The following is a 20,788-nucleotide window of genomic DNA, read 5'->3' as shown; positions in this document are numbered from 1 at the left end:
GGTGAACGCACAGGCCGAGGGGGGCTGAGAAGGTGGCCGCTCCTCGTGATTCCGCCGTGGGCGAACATGAGTCCAGTGAGTCGGGCAAACCGGCGAATCGGGCAGGAGTGACACGTCCGGAGGGTACGCCTCCGGTGCGGCGGACCGCACACGCGAAGCGGTCGGCCCCCGCCCGCCAGACCACCCCCGAGCACCGCCCGGCCACCCCGAAGAAGGCACCTCCAGTGAAGAAGAAGACACCACCGGACACGGAATCGCCCCTGACGGGCCCGACCACGGCCTCGGCGGGACCGACCGCGGCCTCGGCGGGGCAGGGCGCTGCCTCGGGGGACAAGGCCGCGCCTGCGGTGAAGAAGGCCGCCCCCGCAGCTCGAAAGGCGTCCGCCGCGAAGAAGACCGTGACCGCCGCCAAGAAGGCCACGTCCGCCGCGAAGAAGACCGTGACCGCCGCCAAGAAGGCCACGCCCGCCGCCAAGAAGACCGTGGCCGCAGCCAAGAAAGCCCCGGCCACCCCCAAGAAGGCCGCGGCCACCGCCAAGAAGACCCCCGCCGCCAAGAAGCCTCCGCAGGAGTCCCACGCCTCGCTCGTCCGCCGCGCCCGGCGGATCAACCGGGAGCTCGCCGAGGTGTATTCGTACGCCCACCCCGAGCTGGACTTCGAGAACCCCTTCGAGCTGCTGGTGGCGACGGTCCTCTCCGCGCAGACCACGGACCTGCGGGTGAACCAGACGACGCCACGGCTTTTCGCCAGGTACCCCACTCCGGAGGACCTGGCCGCGGCCGTGCCCGAGGAGGTCGAGGAGCTGATCCGGCCGACCGGGTTCTTCCGCGCCAAGACCAAGTCGATCATGGGCCTGGCCAAGACCCTGACGGAGGACTTCGGGGGCGAGGTCCCGGGGCGCCTCGACGACCTGGTGAAACTCCCCGGCGTCGGCCGCAAGACGGCCTTCGTGGTCCTGGGCAACGCCTTCGGAGTCCCCGGCATCACCGTGGACACCCACTTCGGGCGTCTCGTCCGCCGCTGGAAGTGGACGGAGGAGACGGACCCGGAGAAGGTCGAGACGGCCGTGGCCGCGCTCTTCCCGAAGAGCGAGTGGACGATGCTCTCGCACCGCGTGATCTTCCACGGCCGCCGCATCTGCCACTCCCGCAAGCCCGCCTGCGGCGCCTGCCCGATCGCCCCGCTCTGCCCGTCGTACGGAGAGGGCGAGACGGACCCGGAGAAGGCGAAGAAGCTCCTGAAGTACGAGATGGGCGGCTTCCCGGGCCAGCGCCTCAAGCCCCCGGCGGACTACCCCGGAAAGCCGGCGCCCCCGCTTGCCGAGGGGTGACATCGCGGCGGGGCGGAACGAACGGGGAGATGAAGAGCGTTGTCCAGACGGACGGGGGTGCCGATGACGCACGCGAGCGAGATGACGGATACCACGAGCAACGACAGCAGTAACCACGCCGACGGCGGCCGGCCCACCACACGCCCGCCCGGCGAAGCCGCGCGCCTCGGCGGCGATGCCCCGCCCAGCCAAGGCGAACCCCCGCACAGCCGAGGCGATGCCCCCCACAGCCGAGGCGATGCCTCCCACAGCCAAGGCGATGCCCCGCTCGTCAGCTCCGTCGGTCTGCCGTCCTGGCTCGCCCCCGTCGTGGACGCCGCGCGGACCATACAGCCGCTCCAGCTCAGCCGCTTCCTGCCCCCGGCGGACGGGGCGGGACGCCAGTCGGCCGTGCTCGTCCTCTTCGGAGAGGGCAAGCAGGGCCCCGAGCTGCTCCTGATGGAGCGCGCGAGCTCCCTGCGCTCCCACGCGGGACAGCCCTCCTTCCCCGGCGGCTCCCTCGACCCCGAGGACGGCGACCCGCGTACGGAGGGGCCGCTGCGCGCCGCCCTGCGCGAGGCCGAGGAGGAGACGGGCCTCGACCCCAAGGGCGTCCAGCTCTTCGGCGTGCTGCCCCGCCTCTTCATCCCCGTGAGTGACTTCGTGGTCACCCCGGTGCTCGGCTGGTGGCACACGCCGACCCCGGTCGGCGCCGTCGATCCGAACGAGACAGCCCGCGTCTTCACGGCCCCCGTGTCCGATCTCACGGACCCGGCCAACCGCGCGACGGCCGTCCACCCGAGCGGCCACCACGGCCCCGCGTTCCTCGTCGAGTCCGCCCTCGTATGGGGATTCACGGCAGGCGTGATCGATAGAATCCTGCACTTCGCGGGCTGGGAGCGCCCCTGGGACCGCACCAGGCAGGTCCCGCTCGACTGGCGCGCATGACAAGGTTGCGTGGACGTGGCGGTCGCGATGCGAGGCGAGGATTGAATCGGTGAACGTGCTGGACGTCCTGTTGCTCCTCGCCGCGGTCTGGTTCGCGGTCGTGGGCTATCGCCAGGGCTTCGTGGTCGGCATCCTGTCGGTGATCGGGTTCCTGGGCGGCGGTCTCGTCGCCGTGTACCTGCTGCCGGTCGTCTGGGACGCGCTCAAGGACGACGACGCGGCGGGAGTGAGCACGACCGCGGCGGTGGTCGCCGTCGTCATCGTGATCGTCTGCGCCTCGATCGGCCAGGCCTTCACCACGCACCTGGGCAACAAGCTGCGCCGATACATCACGTGGCAGCCCGCCCGCGCCCTGGACGCGACGGGCGGCGCCCTGGTGAACGTGGTGGCGATGCTCCTGGTCGCCTGGCTGATCGGCTCCGCCCTGGCGGGTACGACGCTGCCGACGGTCGGCAAGGAGGTGCGCAACTCCAAGGTGCTGCTCGGCGTCTCGCGGGCGCTGCCCGGCCAGGCCGACACATGGTTCAACGACTTCTCCTCGGTCCTCGCGCAGAACGGCTTCCCGCAGGTCTTCAGCCCGTTCTCGAACGAGCCGATCACCGAGGTCCAGCCTCCCGACCCCAAGCTCGCCAAGAGCAAGGTCGCCACGACCGCGAAGCGCTCCATCGTGAAGGTCCGCGGCGAGGCCCGTAGCTGCGGCAAGGTCCTGGAGGGCACCGGCTTCGTCTTCGCCGACCGCCGCGTGATGACGAACGCGCACGTGGTCGGTGGCGTGGACGAGCCGACCGTCCAGATAGGCGACACGAACCAGACGTACGACGCGAAGGTCGTCCTCTACGACTGGGAGCGGGACATCGCGGTCCTGGACGTGCCCACGCTGAAGGCGCCCGCCCTGAAGTTCACGTCCGAGGACGCGTCGAGCGGCGCGGGCGCCATCGTCGCCGGCTTCCCCGAGGACGGCCCCTACGACGTCCGCCCCGCGCGCGTGCGCGGCCGCATCCAGGCCAAGGGCCCGGACATCTACCACCGCGGCACGGTGCGACGGGACGTCTACTCGCTCTACGCGACCGTCCGCCAGGGCAACTCCGGCGGCCCGCTGCTCACACCCGAAGGCAAGGTCTACGGCGTGGTGTTCGCGAAGTCGCTCGACGATCCCGACACGGGGTACGTCCTGACGGCGGACGAGGTGCGCGAGGACATCAAGCGGGGCCGCACCGCGAACCAAGAGGTCGACAGCCAGGGCTGCGCCCTCTAGAGCTCACGAGCGGTGGTCCGAAGGAGGAGCGGGGTCAGCCGCGCGTGTGCCGGAGCCGCGCGGAGACCCAGCGGGCCCTCCGGCGGAGGATGCGGGAAATGCCCATGGCCTGCGGCGGGCCGTGACGGCCCCTGTCCGGTTGCCCGCCCCTCTCGCGGCTGTTCAGCGCTGCGGCCGAGCGGCGATTGCGTGCTACGTCACTGTAGTCGTGCGTCCAGCCCATACCCCGACGTGTGCCCGGGCCCCATGGTCGGTAATCGCGCGCAGGGGCCCCAATTGGCCTATGCGTCGGGCAATTGGCGTTCGTAGGACAAGTGTTCCCAGAAGTTATCCGGATCCTCGCCCTCCGGAGGCTTGGCCGCCGAGGGCCAAGCCCGTGCGGGCGAGTGCCGGAGCCTCAGCGGTCGGGCTCGGGGTCCTTCAGCCAGTTCACCAGTTCCGTGGAGAACGCCACCGGGTCCTCCTCGTGCGGGAAGTGCCCGAGGCCGTCGAACAGCCGCCAGCGGTACGGGGCTTCGACGTACTCGCCGGACCCGGCCGCGCTCCTCGTACGCATCACGGGATCGAGCGAGCCGTGCAGATGCAGCGTCGGTACGCGCACGGGCCGCTTCATCCGGCGGTTGAACTGGATGCCGTCGGGCCGCGCCAACGACCGCACCATCCAGCGGTACGGCTCGATCGAGCAGTGGGCCGTCGAGGGGATGCACATGGCCCTGCGGTACGTCTCGACCGCCTCGTCGTCCGGCAGCCGGGGCCCCGACCAGTCCCGCACCAGACGCCCCACCAGGGCGCCGTCGTCGGCGACGAGTTGCCGCTCGGGAAGCCACGGTCGCTGGAAGCCCCACACGTACGACCCCGCGGCGGTCTGCCTGCGGTCGGAGAGCATCGCCGAACGCCAGCGCCTGGGGTGCGGCATCGAGGAGACCGCGAGGCGGCGCACCAGCTTGGGCCGCATCACGGCCGCCGTCCACGCGAGGTAGCCGCCGAGGTCGTGGCCGACGAGCGCGGCGTCCGGCTCGCCGAGCGAGCGGACGACGCCGGTGATGTCCAGGGCGAGGTTCGCCGGGTCGTAGCCGCGCGGTGTGCGGTCGCTGCCGCCCACCCCTCGCAGGTCCATCGCCACGGCCCGGAAGCCCGCGTCGGCGAGCGCCACCAGTTGGTGCCGCCACGTCCACCAGAACTGCGGGAAGCCGTGCAGCAGCAGGACCAGCGGCCCGTCGCCCATCTCGGCGATGTGGAAGCGGGCCCCGTTGGCGGCCACGTCCCGGTGGGTCCAGGGCCCCTCGGCGCGTACGACCGACGAGGGTTGCGCGGGTTGTGCCAGTTGCGTGGGCTGGGAAGGTTGCTCCGTATGGGCGACGAGGTCCCGCGCGGGGTCCGGGTCGTGGCCGTGCCGCGGGGTGCCGTCGATGGACTGGTCCTGAGGAGCGGGGTCCGTCATGAGGACGAGCGTGCCACAGTGGCCCCCGTCTCACCGACTCGGACGTCGACCGCACCCGCGGGGATCACGGAACGGGAGTGCGGCTTGACGTTCCCCAGTACGGCAGCCGTCTCCTTGGCCGAGGCGGCGACCTTCTGCGGGCCCTTGCCCTTCTTCGCCTTCTTGGCGAAGACGACGCCGATCAGCGCGAGCGCCCCGGCCACCAGCACATTGGCGGCGAAGGACAGCAGGAAGCAGACGGCGAGGTTCCAGTCGCTCCAGGTGTGGATGCCGTACGCGAGCGCGAAGCTCAGCATCGGCAGCGAGAAGATGAGGACCATGCCGGCCGCGCCGAACGCGCCGCCGCCGATCGCCCCGCGCTTGACGTCCTGACGCAGCTGGGCCTTGGCCAGCGCGATCTCGTCGTGCACCAGCGCGGACATCTCACTGGTCGCGGTGGCGACCAGCTGACCGAGGCTGCGCTCGGCGCCGACGGGGCCGTCGGGTGAGCTCATGGCGTTCTCCCCTTTTTCTCTTCTGATCTCTTCTGAGATATGTCTGCTCAGATCATGCCGGACCGTTGCCATCCTCGCTTTCCCCACCCGCGACTTCGGCAAGCCTGCGGTGTTCCGCGGCCTTCTTCTCGTGGATGGCCGCCATACGGAGGTGGTAGTCCGGCCTGTCCAGCTCGTAGACATCGGGTATGCCGTCGAGGTCCTCGTCGCGCTCCTCGTCCTCCCACAGCCTTCGGTACGTGGCGTTCCGCAGCTTCAGGAGGATTCCGGAGAGCACGGCCGCGATGAGGGAGCCCGCCAGGACGGCGGCCTTGACCTCGTCGGTGAGCATCGGATCGTCGGTGAAGGCGAGCTCGCCGATCAGCAGGGAGACGGTGAAGCCGATACCGGCCAGTGAAGCGACCGCGAACACGTCGGGCCAGGCCAGGTCGTCGTTCAGCTCGGCCTTGGTGAAGCGCGCCGCGAGCCAGGTGCCGCCGAAGATGCCGACGGCCTTGCCGATCACGAGGCCGAGCACCACACCGAGCGTCTCCGGTTGGGTGAATACGTCGCGAAGAGCGCCGCCCGAGACGGAGACACCCGCGCTGAACAGGGCGAACAGCGGTACGGCGAGCCCTGCGGAGAGAGGGCGTACGCGGTGTTCGATGTGTTCGCCCGGGGAGTGCGGCTCGCTCTCGTCCTCGCGGTGGCAGCGCAGCATGAGGCCCATGGCGACGCCCGCGATGGTGGCGTGGATGCCGCTGTTGTACATCAGGCCCCAGATGGCCAGGCCCAGCGGAACGTAGATGTACCAGCCGCGGACCCGCTTCCTGAGCAGCAGCCAGAAGACGACGAGGCCGAGGACGGCGCCGCCGAGCGCCGCGAAGTTCAGGTCGCTGGTGAAGAAGACCGCGATGATCAGGATGGCGAAGAGGTCGTCGACGACGGCCAGGGTGAGCAGGAAGGCGCGCAGCGCGGACGGCAGCGAGGTGCCGAGGACCGCGAGGACCGCGAGCGCAAAGGCGATGTCGGTGGCGGTGGGCACGGCCCAGCCGGCCATCGAGCCGCCGCCGAGTGTGTTGGTCAGGACGTAGACGAGCGCGGGCGCGGCCATGCCGCAGAGTGCCGCGATCACCGGCAGCGCGGCGGCCTTGGGATCGCGGAGATCACCGGCGACCAGCTCGCGCTTGAGTTCGATGCCCGCCACGAAGAAGAAGATGGCGAGCAGCCCGTCGGCGGCCCAGTGCTGGATGGAGAGGTCGAGTCCGAGCGAGCCGGGCCCGATGTGGAAGCCGCGCACCGACTCGTACGAGCCGCCTGCCGTATTGGCCCAGATCAGCGCGGTGACCGCGGCCACGAGCAGCAGGATCCCGCCGACGGTCTCGGTGCGCAGGGCTTCGGCGACGAAGTTCCGCTCGGGCAGGGACATGCGGCCGAGGAGCTTGCGGCGGGTGCGAGGGGCGGGCGCGGTCACGGGGTGGACCTCCGGTCAGGTGGGCAGGACTGAGCACATGCCGACCAGACTTCCCGGCGCACCTTGGTACTTCTCGTCGCGTTTCCGCCGCGATCTCTTGTCGCGGCCTTGACGCGGTTGACAGCCTACCCAAGCGGTGCCAGGACGTATCCGTCGATCTTTACTTTACGGACAAAGAGGGCACCCGGCGCGCTGCCGGATGCCCTCCTCGTACCGCTGGTGCGGGTTCGCCGCCGTCGGCCCGTGCGGTCAGTCCTCGCTGGGCGCGGCCGGGAGCCGCGTCTGGATCAGGTCCATCACGGAGGAGTCCGTGAGCGTGGTGACGTCACCCAGCTCGCGGTTCTCCGCGACGTCCCGCAGCAGGCGCCGCATGATCTTCCCGGAGCGCGTCTTCGGCAGCTCCGCCACCGGCAGGACGCGCTTGGGCTTGGCGATCGGGCCGAGCGTGGTGCCCACGTGGTTGCGCAGGTCGGCGACGAGCCCCTCGGCCTCGGCGTCGGCGGAGCCCCGCAGGATCACGAAGGCGACGATGGCCTGCCCGGTCGTCTCGTCCGCGGCACCGACGACCGCGGCCTCGGCGACGGCCGGGTGCGAGACGAGCGCGGACTCGACCTCGGTGGTGGAGATGTTGTGCCCCGAGACGAGCATCACGTCGTCCACCCGGCCGAGCAGCCAGATGTCGCCGTCCTCGTCCTTCTTGGCGCCGTCACCCGCGAAGTACTTGCCCTCGAAGCGCGACCAGTACGTGTCGATGAACCGCTGGTCGTCGCCCCAGATGGTGCGCAGCATCGAGGGCCACGGCTCGGTCAGTACGAGGTAGCCACCGCCGCCGTCCGGCACTTCCCTGGCCTCGTCGTCCACCACGGTGGCCGAGATGCCGGGCAGGGCGCGCTGCGCGGAGCCGGGCTTGGTCTCGGTCACACCGGGCAGCGGCGAGATCATCATCGAGCCGGTCTCGGTCTGCCACCAGGTGTCCACGATGGGGCACTTGTCGCCGCCGATGTTCTTCCGATACCACATCCAGGCCTCGGGGTTGATCGGCTCGCCGACCGAACCGAGCACCCGCAGGCTGCTCAGGTCGAACTTCGCGGGGATGTCGTCGCCCCACTTCATGAACGTCCGGATCGCCGTCGGCGCGGTGTAGAGAATCGTGACCCCGTACTTCTGGATGATCTCCCAGAAGCGGCCCTGGTGCGGGGTGTCGGGGGTGCCCTCGTACATCACCTGCGTCGCGCCGTTCGCCAGCGGGCCGTACGTGATGTACGAGTGGCCGGTGACCCAGCCGATGTCGGCCGTGCACCAGTAGACGTCGGTCTCAGGCTTGAGGTCGAAGACGGCGTGGTGGGTGTAGGCCGCCTGCGTCAGATAGCCGCCGGACGTGTGCAGGATGCCCTTCGGCTTACCCGTGGTGCCCGAGGTGTAGAGGATGAAGAGCGGGTGCTCCGCGTCGAAGGCCTCGGGGGTGTGCTCGGCGGACTGCCTCTGCGTGATCTCGTGCCACCACACGTCGCGGCCCTCGGTCCACGCCACGTCCTGGCCGGTGCGGCGCACCACGAGGACGTGCTCGACCTGCGGCGAACGCGTCACCGCGTCGTCGACGGCGGGCTTGAGCGCGGAGGGCTTGCCCCGGCGGTACCCGCCGTCGGAGGTGATGACGACCTTGGCGTCGGCGTCCTTGATGCGGGCGGCGATGGCGTCCGCGGAGAAGCCGCCGAAGACCACCGAGTGGGCGGCGCCGATGCGGGCACAGGCCAGCATCGCGATGACCGCCTCGGGGATCATCGGCAGGTAGACCGCGACGCGGTCGCCCTTCTCGACGCCCAGCTCGGTCAGGGCGCCTGCGGCGCGGCTGACCTCGTCCTTGAGCTCGGCATAGGTGATGGCCCTGCTGTCGCCGGGCTCACCCTCGAAGTGGATCGCCACGCGGTCGCCGAGTCCCGCCTCGACGTGGCGGTCGACGCAGTTGTACGCGACGTTGAGCTTGCCGTCGGCGAACCACTTGGCGAACGGCGGGTTCGACCAGTCGAGCGTCTCGGTCGGTTCCGTGGCCCAGGTCAGCCGGCGGGCCTGCTCGGCCCAGAAGCCGAGCCGGTCAGCCTTGGCCTGTTCGTACGCCTCCGCCGTGACGTTGGCGGCGGCAGCCAGCTCCGCCGGCGGCGCGAAGCGACGCTCCTCCTTCAGAAGGTTGGCCAGGCTTTCATTGCTCACGACATCTCCCTTTCCCAGGGTGTCCGTTGTGTCCGAAGCCACAGCTCATCAGACACAACCCGGTGTGACAAGGGGCTGCCGAAAATTGGTTTAGACCTTTACACGTTCATGGCTGCCGTGCCGCCGTCCGCGTGGGCCCCAACCGCGCGGGTGCCACCTGATCGAAGACCTCATAGGGCAGTCTCTCCGCCCCGGAGCCCTCGGTCAGGAGATAGGACTGCGCCTCTCCGACGTGGAAGTACATACCGTGCAGCTTAAGATCACCGGCCGCAAGTCGACGTGCCACCGACGCGTGCGCCCTCAGGTGCTCCAGCTGCTGGATCACATTGGTCAGGCACAGTTGCTCGACCGGGTCCGAGGGTGCCCGGCCCGCGAGGCGCGCCCAGTCCTCACCCTGAGCGGCCACCCGCTCCAGGCTCGGCAGGCCGTGCCGCAGCCATCGCCACAGCGGGGTCTGCGTGTCCTCCGCCGGGATGTTGAGCAGGGCCTGCATCGCACCGCACCCGGAGTGGCCGCACACCGTGATGGACCGCACCTTGAGCACCTCGACCGCGTACTCGATCGCGGCGCCCACCGAGTCGTCCCCGCTCTCGGCACCCGGCAGCGGCACCAGATTGCCCACATTGCGCACGACGAAGAGGTCACCGGGGCCGCTGGAAGTGATCATCGATGTGACGACCCTGGAGTCCGCGCACGTCAGGAACAGCTGCGCGGGCTGCTGTCCCTCCCGGGCGAGCCTGGCCAGCTCGCCCCGGACATGAGGTGCCGTGTTCCGCTGGAAGGCGCTGATCCCGCTGGCCAGTTGCTGATCGCGGGGCTGCCCCGTCTCCTGCCGCTCCTGGGGGCGGTCGCAGTGGTGGTTGCGCCACGGGGTCCACGGCCGGCAGCACGAGTGCGCGGCGTTCGCGGGCTCGGCGATGCGGGTCCCGGCGCGGCCGGTGACCTCGACGCCGCCGCCGTGCGCGGTGTGCGCGTCCTGCCAGCACTGCAGCGACTCGAAAGCGGCATGGTCCATGAACGAGCCGTCCAACTCCACCACAACGTCTTCCCCTTGGGGAACGAGGTGCAAGGTCCTGCTGAGCCGGGGCACGGCGAGGAACGTCAGCTGTCCGCGGACGCGGACATGGTGAACGCCGGCCACCTTCTCGTGGGTGATACGGGTGCGGGCGAGACGGTGCAGCGCGACGGTGACGGCTACGGCGATGCCGAGCGCCACGCCCTCCAGGACGCCGAGGACGACCACGCCGAGGGTGGTGGTCGCGTACACGACGATCTCGCGGTGGCGGGTGATGGTGCGGATGTGGTTCAGGCTGACCATCTGGATGCCGACGGCCATGACGAGGGCGGCGAGGGCCGCCAGCGGGATCAGCTCCAGGGCGGGGACCAGGAGCAGCGCGGCCACTACTACCCAAACGCCGTGCAGCATCGTGGAGTTCCTGCTGACGGCTCCCGCTCGCACATTGGCCACGCTGCGCACGGCGACCCCGGCGACGGGCAGACCGCCGAGCACGCCGGAGGCGATGTTGGCGCTGCCCTGGCCGAGCAGCTCGCGGTCGAGGTTGGAGCGCCGGACGCTCGTGTTCAGCTCGGGCCGCTGAGAGGCGAGCTTGTCTACGGCTACGGCGCCGAGCAGGGACTGCACGCTGCACACCAGGGTGGTGGTGAGCACGGCGGCGACGATGCCGAGCACGGGGCCTTCGGGGAGCCCGGCGAGCGCGTGGCTGCGCCAGGAGGGCAGGTCGACCCGGTCGAGGCGGAGCCGGGTGACGGAGGCGAAGCAGGTGGCGACGGCCACCGAGACCAGGGCGGCGGGCACGACGCGGGTCATGCGCCCGGCCCGTCCGGGAATGCGCGGCCAGAGCAGCAGAACGACGAGGGTGAGCAGGCTGACCGACAGGGCGGCCGGATGCAGGGCGGCCAACTGTGCGGGCAGCGCGTGGAGGTTGTCGAGCACGGCGCTCTGCGGGGTGCCGCCGAGCACGATGTGCAGCTGGGCCACGGCGATGGTGACGCCGATGCCGGCCAGCATGCCGTGCACGACGGCGGGGCTGACGGCGAGGGCCGAGCGGGCCACCCGCAGGCAGCCGAGGCCGAGTTGGGCGAGGCCGGCGAGGATGGTGATGGCGCAGGTGGTCTGCCAGCCATAGCGGTGGATGATGTCCGCCGTGACGACCGTGAGGCCGGCGGCGGGGCCGCTGACCTGGAGGGCCGACCCGCCGAGCCGCCCGGCGACGAGGCCGCCGACGGCGGCGGCGACGAGGCCCGCCTGCAGCGGGGCTCCGGTCGCGAGGGCGATGCCGAGGGAGAGCGGCAGGGCGATCAGGAAGACGGCGATCGACGCCGAGAAGTCGGCGCCCGCGATGCGGAACCTCTTCCCGGGCGGCGGGGCGTGCGGCTTGTGGGCCCGGGGCTCGTGGGCCGAGTCGGGCGTCTCGATGGGGGCGCAGGCAGTCATGTTTCCCGTCTCCTCCGGGGCAGCGCGGTCGCGGACATGGGGCCCTCCAAAGCGGTGCGGAGGGTGGGATCGCGGCCGTGGGTCACGGCGTAAAGCGGCGGGGGCTATCAACGCTCGGTAAACGAATCGTAATGCAGAGTAAAGGTCGTGGATGGATTTTCCGGGCAAATAGGGCAAGCGATCACTCGGATGAGCGAATAAAAACTTTTATCGGCTTGTCGGATCGGACATTTCGGGCCTGCGCGTGAGGCTGCTGTCTGTTCTGTCCCGACTTGCGCGAAAGAAGGTGGGCGGAAGATGGCCGCCACCCGGAGAGTCACCGCGAGCCTGACCGCCCTCGTGGCCTGCGCGGCAGCGTTGGCCGGCTGTGCCGAGAGCGGCGACGGCGTGAAGGAGGGCGCGCACGGCGCCAAGAAGGGCGCCGGTGCCCCGCCCCAAAGTCCGGTCCGTCTGATCGGGGACGGCTCCACCGCCTACACCGGGAAGCAGCCGCACCTGCCGAGGCCGGCACGGTTGAGACCGGGCCAGAAGCCGCCGCAGTTCGTGGTCTTCTCCTGGGACGGCGCGGGGGAGGACAGCCAGAAGCTGTTCTCCCACTTCCGCAAGGTGGCCAAGCGGAACGACGCCACCATGACGTACTTCCTCAGCGGCGTATACATGCTTCCCGAAAAGAAGCGGGAGCTCTACAAGCCGCCTCGGCACCTCACGGGCAGCTCGGACATCGGCTTCAACGACCGCCGGGGAATCGCGGACACCGTGGCGCAGCTCCGCGGTGCCTGGCTGGAGGGCAACGAGATCGGCACCCACTTCAACGGCCACTTCTGCGGCGCGGGCCGCGGTGTCGGCGAGTGGTCCGTCGACGACTGGAAGAGCGAGATCAGGCAGGCCAAGTCCTTCGTGAAGGCCTGGAAGACGAACACCGGCATGAAGCGTGCGAAGCCGCTGCCCTTCGACTACGAGAAGGAACTGGTGGGCGCCCGCACCCCCTGCCTGGAGGGCCAGAAGAACTTCATGCGGGCGGCGCGCGAGCTGGGCTTCCGCTACGACACCAGCGGCGTCAACAACCAGCGCTGGCCCAAGAAGAAGGAGGGTCTCTGGGATCTGTCGATGCAGCTCGTGCCGGTCCCCGGCCGCGAGTTCGAGACGCTCACCATGGACTACAACTTCATGGTCAACCAGTCCGGCGCGACCTCACAGGGCGACCCCTCCAAGCACGAGTACTGGGGTGACCAGATGCGCGACGGCCTGCTCCAGGGCTTCGAGCGGGCCTATAAGGGCAACCGCGCTCCGCTGATCATCGGCAACCACTTCGAGTCCTGGAACGGCGGCACATACATGCGCGCCATCGAGGAGACCATCGAGAAGGTGTGCACCAAGTCCGAGGTGCGCTGCGTCTCCTTCCGCCAGCTCGCGGACTGGCTCGACGCGCAGGACCCGAAGGTCCTGGCGCGGCTGGAGAAACTGCCGGTCGGGCAGGCCCCGAAGGAGGGCTGGACGAGATTCCTCTCGGCCCAGCCCGCTCCGGCCCCGAAGGGTGTACCGGGGGCTCCGGCGCGCCAGCAGGAGTAGGCGGCGGGCAAGGCCCGGGCTCCATGGCCCTGTTCAGGCAGTGGCCACCATCTGCTCGCGCAGGACGAAGTCGGGGTCGACCTGGCCCGTCAGGTCGGCGCCCGTTCGTTCGTTGCCCCAGCTCTGCGCGTTCTTCAGGTGGAAGTGCACCATCTGGCGCGTGTAACGCTCCCAGTCCCTGTGGGCGTACGAGGCGTCGACGGTGGCCTGGAGCGTCCGCAGGGAGCGGCGGTTCTCCTCTTCGAGCAGCTCGAAGCGGGGCGGGCGGCCCTTCTCCATGGCGCGCACCCAGTCCGAGTGCCCGACGGTCACCAGGAGGTCGTCGCCGACCTGCTCACGCAGGAAGTCGACGTCGTCCTGGCCCTGCACCTTGTTGCCGACGACCTTGAGCTCCACGCCGAAGTCGCGTGCGTACTCCTTGTACTGCCGGTAGACCGAGACGCCCTTCCTCGTCGGTTCGGCCACCAGGAACGTCAGGTCGAAGCGCGTGAACATGCCGGAGGCGAAGGAGTCCGAGCCCGCGGTCATGTCGACGACTGCGTACTCGTCGCGTCCGTCGACCAGGTGGTTCAGGCACAGCTCCACCGCTCCCGTCTTGGAGTGGTAGCAGGCGACACCGAGGTCGGCTTCGGTGAACGGCCCGGTGACCATCAAACGCACGGTGCTGTCGTCGAGTTCCACGGGCCGGGCGCACGCGTCGAACACCGGGTTGTTCTCGCGCACCCGCAGGAGCCGGGAGCCCTCGCCGGGCGGTGTGGTCTTGATCATCGTGTCGGCGGAGGCGATCCGCGGATTGGAGCCCCGCAGGTACTCCTTGATCAGCGGCAGGTGTGCGCCGAGGGCGGGCAGCTCGGCGGCGTGCGTCTCGTCGAGGCCGAGAGCCGGGCCCAGGTGCTGGTTGATGTCGGCGTCCACCGCGATGACGGGCGCGCCGGTGGCGGCGAGGTGGCGGATGAAGAGCGAGGACAGCGTGGTCTTGCCGCTGCCGCCCTTTCCCACGAAAGCGATTTTCATAACCACGAAGCGTAGTCGAGTGATCGCCGTGCGTGTGCGAGTGGGTGAAGAAGACCACTCCTTCGTGGAGTGGGGCTGTTCAGTACGTAGGGTCTACTCATGAGTACGACACCCGATCCGCTCGCGGCCCTGGGGACGATCCCTGGCGTGGCCGACTCCGTGGACTCCGTTCGCAAGGCCGTGGACCGGGTCTACGGCCACCGGGTCATGCGGCGCCGCAGCAACGAGGTCACTTCTGAGGCGGCCCTGAGGGGCGCCCGCGGATCCGCGGCGCTCTCGGGCGCGGAGTGGGCCCTGGAGGAAGTGCGCAGGCGCAGCGACTTCAGTGGCGACGACGAGGCGCGCGTGGTCGGCGGGGCCCTGCGGCTGACCGCGGAGGCGGGCCAGTTGCTCTCGATCTGGCGGCAGTCGCCGCTGAGGGTCCTGGCGCGCCTGCATCTGGTCGCCGCGGCCGACGCCGATGAGGCGGCGGGGCGTCCGCGCCTCGCGGGCGAGTCCGTCGACGAGCCGCTGATCGAGCTTCCCACGCCGGACGCGGACGAGGTGGCGGGGCGCCTGGAGGGCCTCTCCCAGTTGATCATCCAGGGCGGCTCGGCGCCGGCCCTGGTGACGGCGGCCGTGGTCCACGGCGAGCTCATCAGCCTGCGCCCCTTCGCCTCGCGCAACGGCCTGGTCGCGCGCGCCGCCGAGCGGATCGTCCTGGTGGGCAGCGGCCTCGACCCCAAGGCGGTCTGCCCGGCGGAGGCGGGCCACGCGGAGCTGGGCCGGGCGGCCTATGTGGCGGCGCTGGAGGGATACGCGTCCGGCACCCCGGAGGGCATGGCGGCCTGGATCGCCCACTGCGGCAAGGCGGTGGAACTGGGCGTCAGGGAGTCCACGGCGGTCTGTGAGGCGTTGCAGCGGGGCGCGGCGTAAGGACCCGGACAGGGTTGCGGCGGTACGGAGTCCCGTACCGCCGCTGGCATGTTCACCGTGTTACCAAGCGTCCTCGAATGTTGCCCATCAGGTCGGGTCTTTGCCCGTCACCTGGTGCGGCTGGCCCGTAATCGACGGGTCGACGTCGCGTGGGTGCTCGGTGTTCATGCTTCGGTCCGTGGGGCCGTTACTGCGTTTGAAGGTGATCCTCTCGGATGTCCTTGGTCTCGCGGGCCGTTGACTCCTTTTTACTCCTGTCCTGGGGTAAGCGGAAGTCCTGGCCGCACTTCTTTACTTTTAGGTTCAAATACGCCTGAATCGGGTGCGCTTCGGCAAGCCGGCGTGGTCAGCTCACGGGGGTCCGGCGGCGGCTGGCGAGCCAGACGAGACTCGCGGTGGCGGCCGCGGCGCCCACTGCGGCCGCCGCGATCAGGGCGGGCCGCGGCGGAGCGGGCAGGCGCTGCTTGAGCCGTACCGGGCGGTGGAAGTCGAGGATCGGCCACGCGCGCGTGAGTGCCTCGCGGCGGAGCGCGCGGTCGGGGTTGACGGCGAAGGCGTGCCCGACCGACTCGAGCATCGGCAGGTCCGTCACCGAGTCGCTGTAGGCGTAGCAGCGGTCCAGGTCGTACCCCTCCGACAGGGCGAGCTCCTTGATCGCCTGTGCCTTGGTGGGCCCGTACGCGTAGTACTCGACCTCGCCCGTGAAGCAGCCGTCGTCGCCGACGATCATGCGAGTGGCCACCACGCGGTCCGCGCCGAGCAGCTCGCCGATCGGCTCGACCACCTCCGCGCCCGACGTGGAGACGATGACGACGTCCCGCCCCGCCGCGTGGTGCTCCTCGATGAGGGAGGCGGCCTCGTCGTAGATGATCGGGTCGATCAGGTCGTGCAGCGTCTCGGCGACGATTTCCTTGACCTGTCGAACGTTCCAACCGCGGCACAGCGCGGAGAGGTACTCGCGCATCCGCTCCATCTGATCGTGGTCCGCGCCGCCCGCCAGGAAGACGAACTGCGCATAGGCGGTGCGCAGCACCGCTCTACGGTTGATCAGGCCGCCTTGGTAGAACGACTTGCTGAACGTGAGCGTGCTCGACTTCGCAATGACCGTCTTGTCCAGGTCAAAGAAGGCAGCGGTGCGAGGCAGGGAGTGGTTTTCCACGAGGTTGAGCATAGGGGCCCACCATTCGGCGTAAGCTGAGGCGTGTGGGTTTGCCTGAGAAGGCTCTCGGGTACACCATGGAAGTCACGGATCGTTCGCGACCGTGCTAACCCGGTCTGGCTCCTCCCCCCCCGAGTCGGACCGTGGGGACGACCCCCGCTCTCCCCCCCGGCGGGGGTCGTCGCATGTCCGGATGGGTTTTTGGGCCCTCCGTCGATCATCTTCCGGCCCCGTCGGCCCCCCTCGCAGTCACCGGGCTTCCCTCTGTCTTGCCCAAGGGTCGTCACTGTATGTAGCCGAATCGCTGCACTGTGGAAACCCGCGGGAAGCCGGTCGGGAACCTGTCGGAACTCGGCGTGATGTCGATGCGCCGTCACCGGTATGGGTGACGGAGATATTCACAGTCATCGCCCGGTCCACAGTTATTGAGCAAGATCCACACGATTACCGACGCCGCTGCACGCTGATTCCACGCGTTCCGCTTGCGAAGTTCATGGCCGGATTGCTTTGTCCGGTTCTTCGTCGATGCGGGGCGCGCCATTCAGGGGTGCTTGCGGTGAAGGGGGATGGAGATCGTGGGTGGAGTCATTTCGCGGGACAGGTCCGCGTCGTCCGACGGGCGGCAGAGCGGACCACTGATCCTGACCGAGGACGTGGAGCTCCTCGACGACCTGCTGCGGCTCTGCGCCGCGGCGGGTGCGCGACCCGAGGTGCACCACGGCGGGCCGGGGTGCGCACAGGGGTGGGATTCGGCCCCGCTCGTCCTGGTCGGCGACGACGCGGCGGACCGGGTGCGTGGGGCCGCCCGACGGCGTGGGGTCGTGCTGGTTGGGCGTGATCAGGACGATTCCGGTATCTGGCGGCGCGCGGTGGAGATCGGCGCCGACCACGTGCTGCTCCTGCCCGACGGCGAGCAGTGGCTGGTGGACCGCATCGCCGATGTGGCGGAAGGCGTGGGACGGCCCGCTCTGACCGTCGGAGTCATCGGCGGGCGCGGTGGAGCAGGTGCCTCCACCCTGGCCTGCGCCCTCGCGGTCACGGCGGCGCGGTCGGGCCGGCGCACCATGCTCGTCGACGCCGATCCGCTGGGCGGCGGCCTGGACGTCCTCCTCGGGGGCGAGACGGCCGACGGCCTGCGCTGGCCGGCGTTCGCCGCGTCACGGGGCCGGGTCGGCGGGGAGGCCCTGGAGGAATCCCTGCCGGAGCTGCACGCCCTGCGGGTGCTGAGCTGGGACCGGGGCGAGGCGGTGGCGGTCGCCCCGGAGGCGGTGCGGGCAGTGGTGTCAGCGGCCCGCAGGCGCGGCGGTGTGGTCGTCGTGGACCTGCCGCGCCGGGTGGACGAACCGGTCGCGGAGGCATTGGCCCAGGTGGACCTGGGGCTCCTGGTGGTGCCGCCCGAGCTGCGGGCGGTGGCGGGGGCCCGGCGGGTCGCGTCGACCGCGGGGCTGGTGCTGCGGGACCTGCGGGTGGTGGTCGGTGCCGGGGCGGGTCCTGGTGGCCCATCCGGTCGAGGCGGACTCGACTCCGAAGAGGTCGCCCGTCTCCTCGGGCTGCCGCTGGCCGGTGACGCGCCCTGGGAGGCGGGTCTCGCGGTGGCACAGGCCGCGGGGGTGCCGCCGGGCGGGTGCGCGCGCGGGCCGCTGGCCCGGTTCTGTGACGCCTTCTGGGGCCGGGTGCCGGCCGACGCCGTGGGCGGTGGCGTATGAGTGCGGTCGTCGGGGCGCGGATGCTGGACGGGGTGCGCCAGTGGCTCGCGGAGAGCGGCAAGGAGCCGACCCCGGCCAGGGTCGCCGAGGCGCTGCGGGCCCAGGGCCGGGTCCTGGGGGACACGGAAGTGCTCGGCGCCGCCTCGCAGTTGCGCTCGGAGCTGGTCGGAGCGGGGCCGCTCGAGCCCTTGCTCGCGGACGACTCCGTGACCGATGTGCTGGTCTCCGCGCCCGACCGGGTCTGGGTGGACCGGGGCGGCGGGCTCGAACTCACCGGGGTGACGTTCGCGAATGCCGACGCGGTGCGGCGGCTCGCCACGCGCCTCGCGGCCGTCGCGGGGCGGCGTCTGGACGACGCGCGGCCCTGGGTGGACGCCCGCCTCCCGGACGGCACCCGGTTGCACGCGGTCCTGCCGCCGGTCGCCGTGGGCTCCACGTGCCTCTCGCTGCGGGTCGTGCGCCCCCGTGCCTTCACCCTCGCCGAGCTGGTCGAGGCGGGGACGGTGCCGCCCGGCGGTGACCGGGTGCTGCGGGCGCTGCTCGACGCCCGCCTGTCGTTCCTGATCAGCGGGGGGACGGGCAGCGGCAAGACCACTCTGCTGAGCGCGCTGCTCGGCCTCGTGGGGCCCGGGGAGCGGATCGTGCTGGCCGAGGACTCCGCGGAGCTGCGGCCCGAGCACCCGCATGTGGTCCGCCTGGAATCCCGGCCCGCGAACCAGGAAGGGGCCGGCCACGTAGGCCTGGACGACCTGGTCCGCCAGGCGCTCCGTATGCGGCCCGACCGGCTGGTCGTGGGCGAGGTGCGGGGCGCGGAGGTGGTCCACCTGCTGGCCGCGCTCAATACGGGACATGAGGGCGGTTCCGGCACTGTCCACGCCAATGCCGCCGGGGACGTGCCCGCTCGGCTCGAGGCTCTGGGGACGGCCGCGGGACTCGACAGGGCGGCGTTGCACAGCCAGTTGGCCGCGGCCCTCTCGGTGGTGATCCATCTGGTGCGCGACCGGTGGGGACGGCGCCGCGTCGCGGAGGTGCACGTGCTGGCGCGGGAGCCGTCGGGCCTGGTCGTCACGGTGCCGGCGCTGCGATGGGACACGAAGTCCTTCAGCGAGGGACCGGGATGGAAGCGGCTCAAGCCCTTGCTCGACGGCGGCGCTGGGAGTGAGCCGACGTGAGTACGTCGACGTGGGCGGCGGCGCTGTGTGCGGTCGGCGCGATCTGGCTGGTGGGCGGCCGGGGCAAGGAGGCCGGAAGGGTCCATGCGGTGCTTGCGGCCGGGGTGCGGGCGCAGGCGGGCGGTCGGTCCTGGCGGCGGGTCCTCGCCGCCGGGCGCGGTCGGATGCCGCATGAGTGGTGGTGCCTCGCGGCGGGACTGCTGGTGGCATTGGTCGGGGCGTCCGTACTGCCGCTGGTGGCCGGGGCGGCGGCAGTTCCCCTGGCCGGGCGGGTGCGGCGGGCACGGGACGCGCGAGGCGAGCGGGAGCGGCGTGGCGCTGCGGTCATCGCGCTCTGCGGGGCGCTCGCGGGCGAGGTGCGGGCGGGAAGGCAGCCCGGGGACGCGCTGCGGCTGTCCCTCGGCGAGGCGGCTTCCTGCGGGATCTCCGACGAGGCGCGGAGTGCGGCCCTCGCGGCGGCGCGCTTCGGCGGGGACGTGCCGGACGCGCTGCGAGAGGCGGCGCGGGAGCCGGGAGCCGAGGGGTTGCTCGGGCTCGCGGCGTGCTGGCGGGTGGCGGTCGACCGCGGGGCCGGGCTCGCGGCGGGGCTTGAACGGCTGGAGGCGGCGTTGCGCTCCGAGCGCGATCAACGGGCGGAGCTGCGCGCACAGCTGGCGGGTGCGCGCTCGACCGCGGTGATGCTCGCGGGCCTGCCGGTGCTCGGACTGCTGATGGGCAGCGCGTTGGGGGCCGAGCCGCTGCGGGTGCTGCTGCACACGGGGGCGGGCCTCGGCTGCCTGGTGACGGGCGGGGTGCTCGAAGGCGCCGGGATGTGGTGGGCGCTGCGGATCGTACGGGGAGCGGAGGGGCGATGAACGATATCCACAGGCTGGGGGTAACGGCGTGGGTAACCGCGGCCACGCTGTGGGTGGTGTGGACGCTGCTGGTCGCGCGGCGCGAGAGAACGGTGCGGCGCCGGACCGGAGCGGTGCTGGACGCGGAGGGACCGGCTGCGGGGCGGGTGAAGCGGTGGCCGGCCCTGCGGGGCGGGGCGCATGCCTGGCTCACGGTGACCGGCACGGCGGGCGCGGTCTATGCCCTGGTGGGCGGCGGCATGGGGCTGCTGTTGGCGGTGACCGCGGGGTACGGCGCATGGCGTTGGGGACGCACCCGTGCCTCACCCCAGCGGTGCGGGGAGTCGAGCGAGGCGGATGCCGCGCAACTTCCGCTGGCGGCCGACCTCTTGGCGGCGTGCGTGGCCGCGGGGGCGAGCCCTGTCGCGGCTGCCGGAGCGGTCGGCGAGTCGTTGCGGGGGCCGGTGGGCGAGCGGCTGGCGCGGGGGGCCGCGGAAGTACGGCTCGGTGGTGAACCAGCCGAGGCATGGCGGCACGTGCGTGCGATTCCGGGGGCCATACCGCTGGCCCGCCTCCTGGAGCGCGCCGACGAGTCAGGAGCACCGGCCGCGGAACCGGTGGCGCGCCTCGCGGCGGACGCACGCGCCGAGCGGGGCCGGGCGGCCACGGCCAAGGCGCGGCGGGCGGCGGTCCTGATGACGGCTCCCGTGGGCCTCTGTTTCCTCCCGGCGTTCGTAGCGGTCGGCGTGCTGCCGGTGGTGATCGGACTCGCGGAGGGGCTGCTGAACACGGGCTGAACGCAGGTGGGGTGACCGTTTCGGCCGCGGGGCCGAGCGAAGTGAGCAAACCAATGGCG

Annotated in this window: 17 protein-coding genes; 9 read left to right on the top strand and 8 right to left on the bottom strand. The window is 71.1% G+C overall.

The window, feature by feature from the left end; all coding sequences use genetic code 11:
• Window positions 1-440 precede the first annotated feature (440 nt).
• The 3 genes from nth to ACRAKF_RS18450 all read left to right on the top strand — a co-directional run bounded on the left by nth (window position 441) and on the right by ACRAKF_RS18450 (window position 3,513).
• The gene (nth, locus tag ACRAKF_RS18460) at window positions 441-1,331 is read left to right on the top strand and encodes an endonuclease III (RefSeq protein ID WP_447042055.1); all 891 of its coding nucleotides are present in this window, start codon (window positions 441-443) and stop codon (window positions 1,329-1,331) included.
• A gap of 63 nt (window positions 1,332-1,394) precedes the next feature.
• The gene (locus ACRAKF_RS18455; RefSeq protein ID WP_447038260.1) at window positions 1,395-2,258 is read left to right on the top strand and encodes an NUDIX hydrolase; all 864 of its coding nucleotides are present in this window, start codon (window positions 1,395-1,397) and stop codon (window positions 2,256-2,258) included.
• Between the two features lie 49 nt (window positions 2,259-2,307).
• The gene (locus tag ACRAKF_RS18450; protein ID WP_447038259.1) at window positions 2,308-3,513 is read left to right on the top strand and encodes a MarP family serine protease; all 1,206 of its coding nucleotides are present in this window, start codon (window positions 2,308-2,310) and stop codon (window positions 3,511-3,513) included.
• Between the two features lie 34 nt (window positions 3,514-3,547).
• Here the strand turns inward: ACRAKF_RS18450 and ACRAKF_RS18445 are convergent, their stop codons facing one another.
• The 6 genes from ACRAKF_RS18445 to ACRAKF_RS18420 all read right to left on the bottom strand — a co-directional run bounded on the left by ACRAKF_RS18445 (window position 3,548) and on the right by ACRAKF_RS18420 (window position 11,564).
• Window positions 3,548-3,736: a hypothetical protein gene (locus tag ACRAKF_RS18445; RefSeq protein ID WP_447038258.1), complete on the bottom strand. Its 189-nt coding sequence runs from the start codon at window positions 3,734-3,736 to the stop codon at window positions 3,548-3,550.
• A 174-nt stretch (window positions 3,737-3,910) separates the two neighbouring features.
• A complete protein-coding gene (locus ACRAKF_RS18440) occupies window positions 3,911-4,954 on the bottom strand; it encodes an alpha/beta fold hydrolase (protein ID WP_447038257.1) in 1,044 nt (347 codons plus the stop codon).
• The gene (locus tag ACRAKF_RS18435) at window positions 4,951-5,448 is read right to left on the bottom strand and encodes a phage holin family protein (protein ID WP_447038256.1); all 498 of its coding nucleotides are present in this window, start codon (window positions 5,446-5,448) and stop codon (window positions 4,951-4,953) included. The genes ACRAKF_RS18440 and ACRAKF_RS18435 overlap by 4 nt, the downstream gene beginning before the upstream one ends.
• A gap of 52 nt (window positions 5,449-5,500) precedes the next feature.
• Window positions 5,501-6,901, bottom strand: a complete 1,401-nt coding sequence (nhaA, locus tag ACRAKF_RS18430) for a Na+/H+ antiporter NhaA (protein WP_447038255.1) — start codon at window positions 6,899-6,901, stop codon at window positions 5,501-5,503.
• A 249-nt stretch (window positions 6,902-7,150) separates the two neighbouring features.
• Window positions 7,151-9,151, bottom strand: coding sequence for an acetate--CoA ligase (gene acs, locus ACRAKF_RS18425; protein WP_447038254.1), 2,001 nt, complete (start codon window positions 9,149-9,151; stop codon window positions 7,151-7,153).
• A gap of 64 nt (window positions 9,152-9,215) precedes the next feature.
• The gene (locus tag ACRAKF_RS18420; RefSeq protein ID WP_447038253.1) at window positions 9,216-11,564 is read right to left on the bottom strand and encodes a bifunctional SulP family inorganic anion transporter/carbonic anhydrase; all 2,349 of its coding nucleotides are present in this window, start codon (window positions 11,562-11,564) and stop codon (window positions 9,216-9,218) included.
• 297 nt (window positions 11,565-11,861) lie between these two features.
• Between ACRAKF_RS18420 and ACRAKF_RS18415 the strand changes: the two genes are divergently transcribed.
• Window positions 11,862-13,133: a hypothetical protein gene (locus tag ACRAKF_RS18415; RefSeq protein ID WP_447038252.1), complete on the top strand. Its 1,272-nt coding sequence runs from the start codon at window positions 11,862-11,864 to the stop codon at window positions 13,131-13,133.
• A 33-nt stretch (window positions 13,134-13,166) separates the two neighbouring features.
• Here ACRAKF_RS18415 and ACRAKF_RS18410 read toward each other — a convergent pair whose 3' ends face one another.
• On the bottom strand, window positions 13,167-14,147 hold the full coding sequence (locus tag ACRAKF_RS18410) for an ATP-binding protein (protein WP_447038251.1): 981 nt from the start codon (window positions 14,145-14,147) through the stop codon (window positions 13,167-13,169).
• Between the two features lie 99 nt (window positions 14,148-14,246).
• On the opposite strand from ACRAKF_RS18410, the gene ACRAKF_RS18405 reads away from it, so the two are divergent.
• A complete protein-coding gene (locus ACRAKF_RS18405) occupies window positions 14,247-15,062 on the top strand; it encodes an oxidoreductase (RefSeq protein WP_447038250.1) in 816 nt (271 codons plus the stop codon).
• Between the two features lie 346 nt (window positions 15,063-15,408).
• Here the strand turns inward: ACRAKF_RS18405 and ACRAKF_RS18400 are convergent, their stop codons facing one another.
• Window positions 15,409-16,233 carry an HAD family hydrolase gene (locus ACRAKF_RS18400; RefSeq protein WP_447038249.1) on the bottom strand — a complete coding sequence of 275 codons (825 nt, stop codon included), beginning with the start codon at window positions 16,231-16,233 and terminating at the stop codon, window positions 15,409-15,411.
• Between the two features lie 554 nt (window positions 16,234-16,787).
• On the opposite strand from ACRAKF_RS18400, the gene ssd reads away from it, so the two are divergent.
• The 4 genes from ssd to ACRAKF_RS18380 are packed head-to-tail and all read left to right on the top strand — an operon-like array spanning window position 16,788 to window position 20,729.
• Window positions 16,788-17,927 (top strand): septum site-determining protein Ssd, encoded by a 1,140-nt coding sequence (gene ssd / locus ACRAKF_RS18395; protein WP_447038248.1) that lies wholly within the window; start codon window positions 16,788-16,790, stop codon window positions 17,925-17,927.
• Complete coding sequence (locus ACRAKF_RS18390) at window positions 17,924-19,099, top strand: TadA family conjugal transfer-associated ATPase (RefSeq protein ID WP_447038247.1); 1,176 nt, start codon at window positions 17,924-17,926, stop codon at window positions 19,097-19,099. The genes ssd and ACRAKF_RS18390 overlap by 4 nt, the downstream gene beginning before the upstream one ends.
• Window positions 19,096-19,953: a type II secretion system F family protein gene (locus ACRAKF_RS18385; protein WP_447038246.1), complete on the top strand. Its 858-nt coding sequence runs from the start codon at window positions 19,096-19,098 to the stop codon at window positions 19,951-19,953. Before ACRAKF_RS18390 ends, ACRAKF_RS18385 begins: the two co-directional genes overlap by 4 nt.
• Window positions 19,950-20,729 (top strand): type II secretion system F family protein, encoded by a 780-nt coding sequence (locus ACRAKF_RS18380; RefSeq protein ID WP_447038245.1) that lies wholly within the window; start codon window positions 19,950-19,952, stop codon window positions 20,727-20,729. The genes ACRAKF_RS18385 and ACRAKF_RS18380 overlap by 4 nt, the downstream gene beginning before the upstream one ends.
• Window positions 20,730-20,788 lie beyond the last annotated feature (59 nt).

Source organism: Streptomyces sp. DSM 118878, assembly GCF_052936595.1.
The sequence above is the reverse complement of the archived record's forward strand: the minus strand, read 5'-3'. Positions and strand labels throughout refer to the sequence as shown.

Excerpts from the sequence above, each read along its gene's own strand:
- ACRAKF_RS18455 (WP_447038260.1), top strand. The coding sequence starts at position 1,395 with ATGACGCACGCGAGCGAGATGACGGATACCACGAGCAACGACAGCAGT.
- ACRAKF_RS18445 (WP_447038258.1), bottom strand. The coding sequence starts at position 3,736 with ATGGGCTGGACGCACGACTACAGTGACGTAGCACGCAATCGCCGCTCG.
- ACRAKF_RS18440 (WP_447038257.1), bottom strand. The coding sequence starts at position 4,954 with ATGACGGACCCCGCTCCTCAGGACCAGTCCATCGACGGCACCCCGCGG.
- ACRAKF_RS18435 (WP_447038256.1), bottom strand. The coding sequence starts at position 5,448 with ATGAGCTCACCCGACGGCCCCGTCGGCGCCGAGCGCAGCCTCGGTCAG.
- ACRAKF_RS18420 (WP_447038253.1), bottom strand. The coding sequence starts at position 11,564 with ATGACTGCCTGCGCCCCCATCGAGACGCCCGACTCGGCCCACGAGCCC.
- ACRAKF_RS18415 (WP_447038252.1), top strand. The coding sequence starts at position 11,862 with ATGGCCGCCACCCGGAGAGTCACCGCGAGCCTGACCGCCCTCGTGGCC.
- ACRAKF_RS18410 (WP_447038251.1), bottom strand. The coding sequence starts at position 14,147 with ATGAAAATCGCTTTCGTGGGAAAGGGCGGCAGCGGCAAGACCACGCTG.
- ACRAKF_RS18405 (WP_447038250.1), top strand. The coding sequence starts at position 14,247 with ATGAGTACGACACCCGATCCGCTCGCGGCCCTGGGGACGATCCCTGGC.
- ACRAKF_RS18400 (WP_447038249.1), bottom strand. The coding sequence starts at position 16,233 with ATGCTCAACCTCGTGGAAAACCACTCCCTGCCTCGCACCGCTGCCTTC.
- ssd (WP_447038248.1), top strand. The coding sequence starts at position 16,788 with ATGGAGATCGTGGGTGGAGTCATTTCGCGGGACAGGTCCGCGTCGTCC.
- ACRAKF_RS18390 (WP_447038247.1), top strand. The coding sequence starts at position 17,924 with ATGAGTGCGGTCGTCGGGGCGCGGATGCTGGACGGGGTGCGCCAGTGG.
- ACRAKF_RS18380 (WP_447038245.1), top strand. The coding sequence starts at position 19,950 with ATGAACGATATCCACAGGCTGGGGGTAACGGCGTGGGTAACCGCGGCC.